The 12,591-nt window shown below is 53.0% G+C and carries 11 protein-coding genes; 1 reads left to right on the forward strand and 10 read right to left on the reverse strand.

Features of this window, described 5'->3' with window-relative positions:
- Nucleotides 1-35 precede the first annotated feature (35 nt).
- The 6 genes from cheZ to tar are packed head-to-tail and all read right to left on the reverse strand — an operon-like array spanning nt 36 to nt 6,340.
- Complete coding sequence (cheZ, locus tag ACVXHP_RS06550) at nt 36-680, reverse strand: protein phosphatase CheZ (RefSeq protein ID WP_029139578.1); 645 nt, start codon at nt 678-680, stop codon at nt 36-38.
- 13 nt (nt 681-693) lie between these two features.
- Nucleotides 694-1,083: a chemotaxis response regulator CheY gene (gene cheY, locus ACVXHP_RS06555; RefSeq protein WP_042307777.1), complete on the reverse strand. Its 390-nt coding sequence runs from the start codon at nt 1,081-1,083 to the stop codon at nt 694-696.
- Between the two features lie 18 nt (nt 1,084-1,101).
- Complete coding sequence (locus ACVXHP_RS06560; protein ID WP_038641470.1) at nt 1,102-2,151, reverse strand: protein-glutamate methylesterase/protein-glutamine glutaminase; 1,050 nt, start codon at nt 2,149-2,151, stop codon at nt 1,102-1,104.
- The gene (gene cheR / locus ACVXHP_RS06565; RefSeq protein WP_038641472.1) at nt 2,148-3,020 is read right to left on the reverse strand and encodes a protein-glutamate O-methyltransferase CheR; all 873 of its coding nucleotides are present in this window, start codon (nt 3,018-3,020) and stop codon (nt 2,148-2,150) included. Before cheR ends, ACVXHP_RS06560 begins: the two co-directional genes overlap by 4 nt.
- 19 nt (nt 3,021-3,039) lie before the next feature.
- Nucleotides 3,040-4,641 carry a methyl-accepting chemotaxis protein IV gene (tap, locus tag ACVXHP_RS06570; RefSeq protein ID WP_447571090.1) on the reverse strand — a complete coding sequence of 534 codons (1,602 nt, stop codon included), beginning with the start codon at nt 4,639-4,641 and terminating at the stop codon, nt 3,040-3,042.
- Nucleotides 4,642-4,684: 43 nt separating this feature from the next.
- A complete protein-coding gene (gene tar, locus ACVXHP_RS06575; protein WP_200006087.1) occupies nt 4,685-6,340 on the reverse strand; it encodes a methyl-accepting chemotaxis protein II in 1,656 nt (551 codons plus the stop codon).
- Between the two features lie 406 nt (nt 6,341-6,746).
- Between tar and ACVXHP_RS06580 the strand changes: the two genes are divergently transcribed.
- Nucleotides 6,747-8,006 (forward strand): dicarboxylate/amino acid:cation symporter, encoded by a 1,260-nt coding sequence (locus ACVXHP_RS06580; RefSeq protein ID WP_003833882.1) that lies wholly within the window; start codon nt 6,747-6,749, stop codon nt 8,004-8,006.
- Between the two features lie 79 nt (nt 8,007-8,085).
- Here ACVXHP_RS06580 and cheW read toward each other — a convergent pair whose 3' ends face one another.
- Genes cheW through motA form a run of 4 tightly spaced genes read right to left on the reverse strand, consistent with a single transcriptional unit; the run spans nt 8,086 to nt 12,477 of the window.
- Nucleotides 8,086-8,589 carry a chemotaxis protein CheW gene (cheW, locus tag ACVXHP_RS06585; protein WP_042307767.1) on the reverse strand — a complete coding sequence of 168 codons (504 nt, stop codon included), beginning with the start codon at nt 8,587-8,589 and terminating at the stop codon, nt 8,086-8,088.
- 21 nt (nt 8,590-8,610) lie between these two features.
- On the reverse strand, nt 8,611-10,659 hold the full coding sequence (cheA, locus tag ACVXHP_RS06590; protein ID WP_447571091.1) for a chemotaxis protein CheA: 2,049 nt from the start codon (nt 10,657-10,659) through the stop codon (nt 8,611-8,613).
- A gap of 4 nt (nt 10,660-10,663) precedes the next feature.
- Nucleotides 10,664-11,593, reverse strand: a complete 930-nt coding sequence (gene motB, locus ACVXHP_RS06595) for a flagellar motor protein MotB (RefSeq protein WP_038641486.1) — start codon at nt 11,591-11,593, stop codon at nt 10,664-10,666.
- Nucleotides 11,590-12,477 carry a flagellar motor stator protein MotA gene (gene motA / locus ACVXHP_RS06600; RefSeq protein ID WP_032939611.1) on the reverse strand — a complete coding sequence of 296 codons (888 nt, stop codon included), beginning with the start codon at nt 12,475-12,477 and terminating at the stop codon, nt 11,590-11,592. Before motA ends, motB begins: the two co-directional genes overlap by 4 nt.
- Between the last annotated feature and the right edge of the window lie 114 nt (nt 12,478-12,591).

The raw sequence follows: 12,591 nt of genomic DNA on the forward strand, positions 1-12,591 counted from the left end.
ATCCAGACAGCGACCTGAGGGGAGCCGCGCAACAATCAGAACCCGAGGCTATCCAGCAGGTCATCAACCTGATCCTGACTTGCCACTACGCCGGCTTTTGAGGTGTCGACCTGCGGGCCGTTCAGCAAGCTTTCGTTTTCACGTTTTGGCCGAGCGCCCTGTTCCGGAATGTTTTCCAGCAGAACCATCAGCAACTGACGTTCAATTTCCTGAATAACATCCATCATGCGCTTGATGACCTGACCGGTAAGGTCCTGGAAATCCTGCGCCATCATGATGTCCAGCAGCTGAGCATTGGTAAAGCTGGTATGTCCGGGCACGTCACCAAGAAACTGACGGGTGTCGGTGACCAGTTCACGGGCATCAGACAGTTCGATCGGATTTTCGAACCATTCATCCCAGCGTTTGGTCAGGTCTTTGGCCCCTTTTTCCATCGCGTCTTGATGCGGCTGCGAAGCTTCCACGCTGTTCAGCGCGCGCTCTGCCGCCTGTGCGGTCATTTGCACAACGTAATCGAGACGATCGCGGGCATCGGGAATCGCCTCTGCCGCTTCGGCAATGGCCTGATCCAGCCCCAGTTCACGCAGGCTGTCGCGCAGCATTCGGGTCAAACTGCCGATGCGCGCGATGATGTCCCCTGCTGAATGTTCGTCAGCAGGTTTAATTTGTGGTTGCATCATCATTATCACACCCTCACATGCCCAGTTTCTCAAAGATCTTATTGAGTTTTTCTTCCAGCGTCGCCGCCGTAAACGGTTTTACGACATAACCACTGGCGCCTGCCTGTGCTGCCGCAATGATGTTTTCTTTCTTTGCTTCTGCCGTAACCATCAGCACCGGCAGGGAGGACATTCCGCCATCGGCACGAATGGTTTTCAGCAGTTCCAGGCCATCCATGTTCGGCATGTTCCAGTCGGAAATGACAAAACCGAATCCACCAGCCTGCAGCTTATTCAGCGCGTCCACGCCGTCTTCCGCCTCTTCAACATTGTTGAACCCCAGCTCTTTGAGCAGGTTACGCACGATGCGACGCATGGTGGAAAAGTCATCCACAACCAAAAACTTAAGCTCTTTATCCGCCATAAAAAATAAACTCCTGATTCAAATACGTATTGCCTGTCCGGCACTGATTTTCGCCAGCATTTGCTGGCTTACCTGGCTAAGATCGACCACTTCGCTTACGCCACCCATATTGATGGCCTCGCGCGGCATGCCGAACACCACACAACTTGCTTCATTTTGTGCAATGGTCCAGGCGCCAGCCTGGTTCATCGCTAACATTCCGGCGGCGCCGTCGTTGCCCATACCGGTCAGGATCACTCCCACGGCATTGCGCCCCGCATGTTTTGCCACCGAATGGAACAGCACATCCACTGAAGGCCGGTGCCGGTTAACCGGCGGACCGTCATGAATTTTGATTTGGTAGTTCGCGCCGCTGCGCGCCAGTTCCATATGTTTGTCACCCGGCGCAATATATGCATGCCCCGGGAGAACGCGTTCCCCGTCTTCTGCTTCTTTCACCGTGATCTGACACAGTTTGTTCAGACGTTCGGCGAACGAGCGGGTAAATCCGGGCGGCATATGCTGGGTGATAAGAATACCCGGACTTGAAAGCGGCAATGGCTGGAGTACATGGCGAATTGCCTCTGTTCCTCCGGTTGAGGCGCCAATCACCAGCAATTTTTCCGAACTGAGTAATGGCCCTGCCTTTAAGGTCGTCGGTGCCGCCATGGGTTTATGGGCTGCCAGTTTTGCCCGCGACGCGGTGCGGATCTTCTCCGCGATCATCTCGCTGTAGGCCAACATCCCTTCACGGATCCCCAGTTGCGGTTTGGTGACAAAATCAATCGCCCCCAACTCCAGTGCCCGCAGCGTGACCTCTGAACCTTTACCGGTCAGCGAAGAAACCATCACTACCGGCATCGGACGCAGACGCATCAACTTCTCAAGAAAGTCGAGGCCGTCCATGCGCGGCATTTCCACATCCAGCGTCAGGACGTCGGGATTGTATTTTTTGATTAAATCCCGGGCGACCAACGGATCCGGCGCCGTCGCCACCATTTCCATATCACTGTGGCTGTTAATAATTTCGGTCATGATTTGACGCATCAATGCAGAATCATCAACCGACAACACCCTGATTTTACTCATGCTTTATCCTTACCTGGCGCATGCGCATACACGGTCTGTCCACGCAGGCTAAACTCGCGCACGAGGTTGCTAAAGTTTTCTGAATGACCTGCAAACAGCAGCCCATCGGGTTTAAGAAGTGGAACAAAACGGTGCAAAATGTCCTGTTGCGTCGTTTTATCGAAGTAGATCATTACGTTACGGCAAAATATGGCATCGAAGGGCCCCGGCACGTTGTACTGCTTATCCAGTAAGTTCACGCTGGAAAATTCAACATGCCCCGCCAGTTCCTGCCGCACGCGTACCAGCCCTTCATGCGGTCCGGTACCGCGCATGAAATAACGCTGCAACTGCTGGGGTGACAACGTCTTCAGTTCATCAAGGCGGTAAATACCGCTTCTGGCCTTTTCCAGCACTTCGGTATCAATGTCGCTGGCAAAAACACGCCAACGGCCCGGCGCCATACCTAAGGTATCGGCGAGCGTAATAGCAATGCTGTACGGCTCTTCTCCGGTTGACGCCGCCGCGCTCCAGACGCGGTATTCACCGCTACGCCGACGAGCATGATCTGACAGCACCGGAAAATGATGCCCTTCGCGAAAAAACGCGGTCAGGTTGGTGGTCAGGGAGTTAATAAAAGCCTGCCACTCAGCACTGTTCTGGTTAGCTTCCAGCATGCTGAGATAGCGACCAAAGTCATCCAGTCCCAGGGTTCGCAGGCGGCGGACCAGGCGGTTATAAACCATATCCCGCTTATGGTCGGCCAGTACGATCCCCGCACGCTGGTAGATTAATTGACATATCCGACGAAAATGCGCGTCAGACAGCGCGAGGCGCTGTGTCATCTGTAACAATAATGACGTTTGCCCGGAGGGCAGAGATGATGTCATAGCGCCTTCTCAATCACATTCAGGATACAACGGGCACAACCTGCAGCTGCACCAACTCTTGTTTTGCTACGTTTTGCTCTTCAAGCTTAAAAAATGCGACACAGGCAGAAAGATGATCGGCCTGTGTGGCGAGTTGTCCGGTGGCGGATGCGGCTTCTTCCACCAGACCGGCGTTTTGCTGCGTCACGGAGTCCATCTGGCTGACAGCCTGCGCCACCTGTTCAATACCTCTGCGCTGTTCATCAGACGCCGAGGCAATCTCCCCCATGATGTCGTTAACCCGGGTAACAGAGCTGACAATTTCCGTCATCGTGCGCGCCGCCATATCCACCAGTTGCGATCCCTGATGGACCCGGGTGACAGATTCTTCTATCAGTCCCTTAATTTCCTTTGCCGCCTGAGCGCTCCGGCTGGCCAAATTACGCACCTCACCGGCAACGACCGCAAAACCACGCCCCTGTTCCCCCGCGCGGGCGGCCTCTACCGCGGCATTCAGCGCCAGGATATTGGTCTGGAAAGCAATGCTGTCAATCACAGCGGTAATGTCGCCAATTTTCTGCGAACTGGCGGAAATTTCATGCATGGTACTGGCAACGCGGGACGTCTGTTCCCCGCCTTTATGCGCTGTGTCTGCCGCACTTTTCGCAATTCCTGAAGCCTGGCGTGCGTTATCCGCATTTTGCCCTACGGTGGCAGTGAGTTGTTCCATACTTGCAGCCGTTTGCGCCAGTGCAGCCGCCTGCTGTTCAGTTCGCGAAGATAAATCGTTATTGCCCATCGCGATTTCAGAAATGCCGCTATGCATGGCTGTGCTACCCTGGCGAACTTCACTCACCGTTTCACGTAGCGCCTGCTGCATCTTCTTGAGGCTGGCAAAAATGGCCGAGATCTCATTGCGACCATAAACTGCTACCGGCCGCGCCAGGTTACCCGCGGCAATGCTGTCGAAATGGCTGCCGATAATCGCCAGCGGCTGGACAATCATCTTGCGCGACCAGTACAACGCCGCACTGGTTAACAGCACCGCCAGTACCACCATGGTGGCGAAAATCACCCCGGACATATGGTAATTACGCTGGCTGAGATCCCCTGCTGTTTGCAACACGCGGTCGATATTGCTTTGCCACGCATTCACATTCACATCAAAGGCATCCTGAGAAGCCTGCACCGGCGCGGTCAGAAAATCCGACAATTGGTTGTTCTCAAGCCAGGTTGCCTGATGAACCAGATCGCTATGCCATTGGCTAAAGCTTTTCTCCGTCGCGCCAATCAGCGCCTTCCCTTGTTCTGTCGTATCCGACGTCGCCATAAAGCGTTTAAACATTGACTCGGACTGCGCCAGGCTATCGCGCGCAAGCGTCATCAAGGCTTTGATATCCTCTGGCGGATAGCTCAGGGCTGTCAGTGTTCCTGCCTTATTAAGGGCCGTACTGGCCTGTAATAACACAGCGCGAGTTTGGGCCAGCGCAGCGCGTTGCTGGTTACTCCTTTCGACCTGATTCAGGTTTTGAAAACCGTCCCGAAATGCCCAGAAGGACAAGCCATTACTGCCAATCTGCAAAACACCGCAGAGGATTAAAATCAAAAACAGCGTGGTCGAAATTCGAATACGATTAAACATCAACGCTCCCATCGGGCGGCGCAGGCCGCGGTTTAACTACCAGTCAAAATGTTTCCCAATTCGTATCTTGTTCAGTGTTCTGGCGCGGATAGGATACAGTCGCCGCCGCAGGTAACCGCGTATCGCGGGGTTTAGCCGACGCCGGACGTGACGCGAGACGGAAAGTCGATACCGACTGAGTTAAGCGACTGGCCTGTTCTTCGAGGGCTGCCGCTGCGGCGGCCGATTCCTGAACCAGCGAGGCGTTCTGTTGCGTCACGCGATCCATTTCAGATACGGCGAGTGCAACCTGATCTATCCCGCGGCTCTGCTCGTCTGAAGCGGAGGCGATTTCACCCATAATGTCGGTCACCCGCGTCACAGCATTGACAATGTCATTCATGGTTTCCCCGGCGCTCTCTACCAGTACAGAGCCGGTATCCACTCGGGAAACAGAGTCTTCAATTAATGCTTTGATCTCTTTCGCCGCCTGCGCACTACGGCTTGCCAGATTACGCACTTCTCCTGCAACCACGGCAAAACCACGCCCTTGCTCACCGGCACGCGCCGCTTCAACCGCCGCATTCAGTGCGAGAATGTTGGTCTGGAAAGCAATGCCATCGATGACGCTGATGATGTCGGCAATTTTCTTCGAGCTATCGGCAATTTCATGCATGGTGTTCACCACGCTATCCACCACTTTGCCGCCATGCTGTGCGGTATCGGAGGCGCTTTTCGCCAATTGCGAGGCCTGACGCGCGTTATCCGCATTTTGCTTCACGGTTGCGGTCAGTTGTTCCATGCTGGCTGCGGTTTCTTCCAGCGCAGACGCCTGTTGCTCAGTACGGGATGAAAGATCGGTGTTACCACTGGCAATTTCGCTGGTACCGGAATAAATCGCATCAGAGCCTTCACGTACCAAGGTGACGGTTTCCGTCAGCGAACGCTGCATATGGTCAACCGTACTGGCCAGTTCGCCAATTTCGTTACGCCCTTGGACCGTCAGCGTCGCGGTTAAATTACCGCTGGCGATCTCACGGATATGGGCAATAACACGCGCCAGAGGAGTGAGCAAGGTATGACGGATGCCGTACCACACCACCACCAAAATCAGCACCAGCACCACGGCCAGAATGCCGAGCTGCCATTGGGCGAAGTGGTAATCACGCGCGCTTTGATCGAATGCCTGAACGTAAAGCTTCTCGCTAACGCTGGCATACTTGCCCAACGCCTCGCCGAGCGCGTTTTGCATTCCCTGAGTAGGTTGCGCGAAATAGGCATCCATATTGCCGTTTTCCAGAAACTGGACCAGTTCTGCTAAGGCCGCATGGTACTGCTGATACTTCTCATCAACGTTGCCGCTGGCTTCTGCCATTTCGGGCAACGGCGTGATGTTTTTAAATTTTGCGTAATGCGTTTCTGCCTGCGCCAGCGATGCCTTCGCATTCTTCAGCAGATCGTTTTTCGCGCTGCTTTGCTGATTGGACGCATCCATCATCATACGCGCGGAAGAACGGCTTAAATTAATTCGTGTTTGCAGCATCAGATCCCATGTTGAGGTGAGTTCGCTTTGCTGCTGTCGAAGATCGTTAGAAATAACAAAACTTTGCTGGTTCTGCTGCAATGAAGAAAACAACAGACCACCGGAAACAAGCTGTAGCAGTGCGAAAACCCCCAGCACCATCATCAGCATTGTTACAACGCGGATACGGTTAAACATAAGGCACCTTCCTGAAAACGAGTTATCAACGTTATCGGCACCCGCTGAGATAACTTTACGTTTGCGAAAGGGAAATACGGGAGGGAAATAAAGTCAGGCAGAACGACTGGACAGCAACTGAACGGCCACTACAAACCATTCACATAAAAACATCATAATTATCATGTAAATAACATTCATATCTGTCAGAGCGTATGGTCAGATGAGAACAATTATGCATTTTTTCGTGACGGAGATCACATATCCACCTTATAAATACCACAACAAAATGAATAAAAAATTAAAAAAAGTTGTATCCGCCTACGCTTTAATCCAATTTATATGATGAATACTTCGTTACCACTTAATAAGTATAAAAAATGAGTAACCGAACAATAAATGTTAAATCCTTACTGAGGGCTTTTTAGTGGCAAATGCAAACAAACTCACGTTGTTTATTGTGATCTTCATGCTGGCGGGGATCCTTTCGGGTGCGGTGATCCACTCTTATGCCTCCCCCGGCGTTGTTACCGCCTGGGCCGATAATATTACCCTTCTCACCGACATCTTTTTGCGCCTGATTAAGATGGTGATTGCGCCTTTAGTATTCAGCACCCTGACCGTGGGTATTATGCGCCTGGGCGAAACCTCAACCATCGGACGCGTGGGCGGAAAAGCGATGATCTGGTTTATCAGCTCTTCTATTCTGTCTATTCTGGTCGGTCTGTTTGTGGTCTCCCTCGAACAACCTGGCAGCGGGCTGAACCTGGCGATCCCGCTGGAAGCCACTGATACCGGCCTGGCCGTGGGCGGTATGAGCCTGAAAGGTTTTCTGACTCACACTATTCCCACCAGCATCGCCGAGGCGATGGCCAACAATGAGATCCTGCAAATCGTCGTGTTCTCGATGTTCTTCGGTATTGGTGGAGCATCGCTCGGCGAGAAATTTAACGCCCCGCTGGTTGCCGCGCTGGATGTCGTCTCCCACATTATGCTGAAGGTAACCGGTTACGTGATGTATGTTGCGCCGCTGGCTATTTTTGCCGCCATCTCTTCCGTTATCTCCACCCAGGGTCTGGGGATCCTGCTCAACTACGCGTCGTTCATTGGTGGTTATTATGTAGCCATTTTGCTGACCTGTCTGGTCCTGCTGGCCGTGGGTTATGTGATGCTGAAAAAAGAGGTGTTCCGTCTGGTCAGCATGCTGAAAGATCCGGTTCTGGTCGCCTTCACCACCAGCAGCTCCGAAGCCGCTTATCCGAAAACGCTGGAGCAATTAACAAAATTTGGCTGCTCGCCCAACATCGTGTCATTTGTACTGCCTATCGGTTATTCGTTTAACCTGGTGGGGTCCATGGTCTACTGCTCATTTGCTTCTATGTTTATCGCACAGGCCTACAATATCCATCTCTCCTTTGCAGAAATCACCGTCCTGATGTTGACCCTGATGCTGGCGTCCAAAGGGATTGCTGGTGTGCCGCGTTCTGCGCTGGTGGTGCTGGCAGCAACCATCCCAAGTTTTAATATTCCGGTTGCCGGGATTCTGTTACTGATGGGTATCGACCACTTCCTCGATATGGGACGCTCAGCGATCAACGTATTGGGTAACGGGATTGCAACGGCGATGCTGGCACAAGATGAAGGTTTACTTGAAGAAGAACCAGAGCTGGTTGAGCGGGAAGCTTAAGATGCGATAATGCCGGATACGTTACGCTTATCCGGCCTACAACAGCAATTATTGTAGGCCGGATAATATATTTACTTATTTACGCCATATGAGCGGCGGCAATATCTAACAACGCCATCTCTTCGCTGTTCAGCAGTTTTTCAATGTTGACCAGAATCAGCATCCGGTCTCCCAGCGCGCCCAGTCCCGTCAGATATTCCGTTGACAGCGTAACCGCGAATTCCGGTGCCGGCCGGATTTGATCGGTCGTCAGCGACAGAACGTCAGATACGCCATCCACCACAATCCCAACCACCCGTTGTCCCAGATTCAGCACAATCACCACAGTGTTTTCGTTGTAATCCACATCGCTCTGGCTAAACTTCACGCGCAGATCAACAATCGGCACAATCACACCGCGCAGGTTGGTGACGCCTTTGATAAACGCTGGCGTGTTAGCAATGCGGGTTACCTGATCGTAACCACGGATTTCCTGCACTTTCAGGATATCGATACCGTACTCTTCATCCCCCAGCGTAAACACGAGGAATTCCTGACCTGACGGTTCGCCGGCCAGTTTAGTTACATTACTCATACCGGTCATATTATTCCCTTTCTTACTCAATCAGGCGGCTGTGATCGCCACACGTTGTTCGCGGTTTAACCCCTGCAATGCAGAAACATCAACAATCAACGCGACGCTACCGTCGCCGAGAATCGTTGCAGCAGAAATACCAGGCACTTTGCGGTAGTTGCTTTCCAGGTTTTTGACCACCACCTGGTGTTGGCCAATTAACTGATCGACAAGCAGCGCATAGCGACGACCTGCGCTTTGTAAAATCACTACGATGCCCTGCGTTGCTTCGGTTTTTGCGCCTTCAACTTCGAAGACTTTCCACAGCTCAACCAGCGGCAGATATTCACCACGCACTTCCAGAACGCGCTCTCCTCCGGCCAGCGGATGGAGATCTTCTTCGCGTGGTTGCAGTGACTCCATCACGGCATTCAGCGGCAGAATAAAGACTTCGTCCGCCACGCGTACGGACATCCCGTCAAGGATCGCCAGCGTCAGCGGCAGCAAAATTCGGATGGTCGTACCCTGTCCTTGCTTCGATTGGATCTCAACATGGCCGCCCATCTCCTGGATATTTCGTTTCACCACATCCATACCCACACCGCGACCAGAGACATCCGTCACCTGTTCGGCCGTTGAGAAGCCCGGGGCGAAAATCAGCATCCCGACTTCGTCATCGCTCATGTTTTCGTGGATCGGCATCCCCTGGGAGATGGCTTTAGCGAGGATTCGTTCGCGGTTCAGACCCGCGCCATCATCGGTCACTTCAATACAAATATTCCCGCCCTGGTGTTCGGCGGAAAGCGTCAGATTGCCGATCGGGCTTTTCCCGGCTTCCAGTCGTTTTTCCGGCAGTTCAATACCGTGGTCCAGGCTGTTACGCACCAGGTGCGTCAATGGATCGATGATGCGTTCAATCAGACTCTTATCGAGTTCTGTTGAACTCCCCACCTGCGTCAGTTCTACCTGTTTACCCAACTTACCGGCCAGATCGCGGACCAGGCGTGGGAAACGGCTGAACACGTACTCCATCGGCATCATACGAATCGACATCACCGATTCTTGCAAATCACGGGCGTTACGTTGTAACTGACCCATGCTGGTGATGAGATCGCCGTGATTAACAGGATCCAGTTCATTAGAACGCTGGGCCAGCATTGACTGGGTGATAACCAGCTCACCGACCAGGTTAATGAGCTGATCAACCTTCTCTACCGCTACGCGGATGCTGGTTGATTCACTGGCACGGGCAGGTTTGTCACGTTCTGCGCGGGCGTGTGGCGCTTCACTGGCGGCGGCTTTAACCGCAGGCGCAACGGCAACCGGCTGCGGCGGCGCGACAACGGCTACCGTTTCAGTTTCCGCTTGTGCATCAACCGCCACGGGTGCTGCGCTGATGGTTTCGAATTCAATCTGATCCGCTTCAATGACGAAGCAGAGCACCGCAATGATGTCATCCTCCGCGAGGTTACCATCCAGCGTTGCCGACAACGTATCGCGGCCTTTCACCACGTCGGTTAAGGTCGCCAGATTCCCCAGTTCCTCTTCCAGCAGATCAACTTCACTGGATTTCAGGCGCGAGAGAATAATGCGTTTCTTGAACTCTTCACTGGCCGCAGCGGGATTGGCAACGGCTTCTTCCTGTATCGTCGCGCTGTCAACAACGCTCAGCTTTGCGGTATTGACGAGCGCGGGTGAGGTTTCACCTTTTGCTTCAAGCGCTAACTGTCGTAACGCATTACAAATGTACTCAAAGCTGGCGGCATCCGGCTCTTCTGAGTTTTTATAGGCGTCGAGCTGTTCCTGCATAATATCTTTCGTTTCCAAAAACAGGTTGATAATGTCGGCATTAAGCTGCATCTCGCCACGCCGCGCTTCATCCAGCAGGTTTTCCATCAGATGGGTCGTTTCCTGCAAAATGGTAAAGCCGAAGGTGCCCGCCCCGCCTTTTATCGAGTGCGCAGCACGAAAAATGGCATTCAGCTGTTCGGAGTCCGGGGCTTCAGGAACCAAATCGAGCAGGTGTTGCTCCATGTCGGCCAACAGTTCGTCGGCTTCATCAAAAAAAGTCTGATAAAAATCGCTAATATCCATGCTCACGCTATCACCTCGGATTGGCTGGTGGCGATGTGGGAACGCTTGCCGGCGGAAGTTCCGCTGGCTGTTGTAAGACACTTACCGGCTCATTCTGGCTTTCAGCGTTTTCATGCAAAATGGCCTCTTCTGCCTGCTTATTGAGAACCAGCAGGCTAATACGGCGGTTGATGGCGTCCTCAGGACCGCGATCGCTCAGACGCATCGTGGCGGCCATGCCTACCACCCGTAATACTTTTCCATCGTCCAGACCGCCGCTAACCAGCTCGCGGCGCGACGCATTAGCGCGATCGGCAGACAGCTCCCAGTTGCTGTACCCTTTCTCACCGTTGGCGTAAGGGTAATCATCCGTATGTCCGGAAAGACTAATTCGGTTCGGGATACCGTTGAGCACTGGCGCAATGGCCCGCAGGATATCGCGCATATACGGCTCAACTTCAGCGCTGCCGGTCTTAAACATTGGTCGGTTCTGACTGTCGATAATCTGGATCCGCAGCCCTTCCTGAACTAAATCAATTTTCAAATGCGGACGCAGCGCACGCAGTTTGGGGTCCGATTCAATCAGTTGATCGAGGTCACCGCGAAGTTTGCTTAAACGGCTTTGCTCCATGCGTTTTCTCAAATCATCAATATTCGGCTGCTTGTGCACCTCGCCCTGCTGCTGGGTGTAATCATCACCGCCACCTGGAATGGGGCTTTGGCTATTCGAAATACGATTGCCGCCAGTCACCGCGGTAGCCAGTGGAGTACGGAAATATTCGGCAATCTGGATCAATTCTTTAGGGCTGGAGATGGAAATGAGCCACATCACCAGAAAGAAGGCCATCATCGCGGTCATAAAATCGGCGTAGGCGATTTTCCACGAACCATGCGCCCCACCACCGTGACCTTTATGTTTGCGTCGCTTTACGACGATAATGGGATGGGCCTGATTTTTCATGCGTCCTCGGTCGTCTGCTGCGCCGCTGGATTTCTCACCGCACGAACATGCTCTTCCAGTTCGATAAACGAAGGACGTTCGCTGGAATACAATGTCTTACGACCAAATTCAACGGCAATCGGCGGGGCGTAACCATTCAGGTTGGAGAGCAGCGTTATCTTCACGCACTGCATCATCTTGGTGGTTTCAGCGCTTTTTTGGCGCAGAACGCTGGCAAGCGGAGAAATAAAACCATAGGCCAGTAAAATACCGAGGAATGTCCCCACCATCGCATGCGCAATCAGCGAACCCAGTTCAGCCGCCGGACGATCGGCAGAAGCCAGCGCATGGACAACGCCCATAACCGCCGCCACGATCCCGAAGGCCGGTAGCGAGTCGCCAACCATCGCCAGGCTATTAGCCGGCACTTCGGCTTCGCTCTCATGCGTCTCAATTTCTTCGTCCATCAGCGCTTCAATTTCAAACGTGTTCATGTTGCCGCTGATGATCAAACGCAGATAATCGACAATAAAATCAAGCATCACGGCATCCGCAAGAATGCGTGGATAGCTGGCGAAGATTTCACTCTCTTTTGGGTTTTCGATATCGCGTTCGAGCGAGAACATGCCCTGCTGACGTGACTTGGCCATCAGGCGGTAGAGCAGCGCCAGCAGATCCATATACATCGCTTTGGTGTATTTCGAACGGCGAAAAAGCATCGGGATCGCTTTCATCGTCCCTTTGATGGCTTTTCCGTTATTGCCGACGATGAACGCCCCAATACCCGCGCCACCGATAATCACCAGCTCAGCCGGTTGATAGAGTGCCCCAAGGTGTCCGCCGGTCATCATGTAGCCGCCGAAAACTGTACCAATAACAACCAGGTAACCTAATAAGATAAGCACGACATCATCCTTTCGCAATTGACTATGACAGGATGCGCAGTCGGGTTGTTAACGTGAGGTCAGGACAAAAAAAAGCAGCGGTAATCGCTTACCGCTGCTGGAGTGTTTATCCAC

The sequence above is a fragment of the Citrobacter freundii complex sp. 2025EL-00176 genome, assembly GCF_053309355.1.

What these genes read in the sequence shown, in the direction of transcription:
- cheZ (WP_029139578.1), bottom strand. Translation starts at nt 680, where the DNA reads ATGATGCAACCACAAATTAAACCTGCTGACGAACATTCAGCAGGGGAC.
- motB (WP_038641486.1), bottom strand. Translation starts at nt 11,593, where the DNA reads ATGAAAAATCAGGCCCATCCCATTATCGTCGTAAAGCGACGCAAACAT.
- cheW (WP_042307767.1), bottom strand. Translation starts at nt 8,589, where the DNA reads ATGACCGGTATGAGTAATGTAACTAAACTGGCCGGCGAACCGTCAGGT.
- ACVXHP_RS06560 (WP_038641470.1), bottom strand. Translation starts at nt 2,151, where the DNA reads ATGAGTAAAATCAGGGTGTTGTCGGTTGATGATTCTGCATTGATGCGT.
- tap (WP_447571090.1), bottom strand. Translation starts at nt 4,641, where the DNA reads ATGTTTAATCGTATTCGAATTTCGACCACGCTGTTTTTGATTTTAATC.
- tar (WP_200006087.1), bottom strand. Translation starts at nt 6,340, where the DNA reads ATGTTTAACCGTATCCGCGTTGTAACAATGCTGATGATGGTGCTGGGG.
- cheY (WP_042307777.1), bottom strand. Translation starts at nt 1,083, where the DNA reads ATGGCGGATAAAGAGCTTAAGTTTTTGGTTGTGGATGACTTTTCCACC.
- cheR (WP_038641472.1), bottom strand. Translation starts at nt 3,020, where the DNA reads ATGACATCATCTCTGCCCTCCGGGCAAACGTCATTATTGTTACAGATG.